The 770-nt window shown below is 64.9% G+C and carries 1 protein-coding gene; it reads left to right on the top strand.

Going from position 1 to position 770, the window contains the following annotated elements; translation table 11 throughout:
* A partial coding sequence (locus tag ACWPOB_RS28530) for a 4-hydroxyphenylacetate 3-hydroxylase C-terminal domain-containing protein (RefSeq protein WP_455402873.1) occupies positions 1-770 on the top strand: 770 nt, incomplete at both ends.

The following is a 770-nucleotide window of genomic DNA, read 5'->3' as shown; positions in this document are numbered from 1 at the left end:
CTCGGCGATCACCAACTACAACTTCATCGCCCACTACGGCCTGCCGATCAAGAAGAAGGAATTCGCCCTGATCTGCACGGTGCCGATGGACGCGCCCGGCATCAAGCTGATCTCGCGGGCCTCCTACAGCCAGAACGCCGCCGTGGTCGGCTCCCCCTTCGACTACCCGCTGTCCTCCCGGATGGACGAGAACGACGCGATCTTCATCTTCGACAAGGTGCTCGTGCCGTGGGAGAACGTGTTCATGTACGGCGATGTGGAGAAGATCAACGCGTTCTTCCCGCAGTCCGGGTTCCTGCCCCGGTTCACCTTCCAGGGCTGCACCCGCCTCGCCGTCAAGCTCGACTTCATCGCCGGCCTGCTGCTCAAGGCCCTCGATGCGACCGGCGCCGGCGGTTTCCGCGGGGTGCAGACCCGCGTCGGTGAGGTCATCGGCTGGCGCAACCTGTTCTGGTCGCTGACCGAGTCGATGGCCCGCGACCCCGAGCCGTGGATCGGCGACACCGTCATCCCGAAGCTCGAGTACGGCCTGACCTACCGGATGTTCATGATCTCCGGCTACCCACGGATCAAGGAGATCATCGAGCAGGACGTCGCGTCCGGCCTGATCTACCTGCCCTCGTCGGCGGCGGACTTCAAGAGCCCCGAGGTGCGGCCCTACCTGGACAAGTATGTCCGCGGCTCCGACGGCATCACCGCCGTGGACCGGGTCAAGGTCATGAAGGCCCTGTGGGACTCCATCGGCTCCGAATTCGGCGGCCGCCACGAAC

It is taken from the genome of Rhodococcus sp. 2H158, from assembly GCF_053764755.1.
The sequence above is the reverse complement of the archived record's forward strand: the minus strand, read 5'-3'. Positions and strand labels throughout refer to the sequence as shown.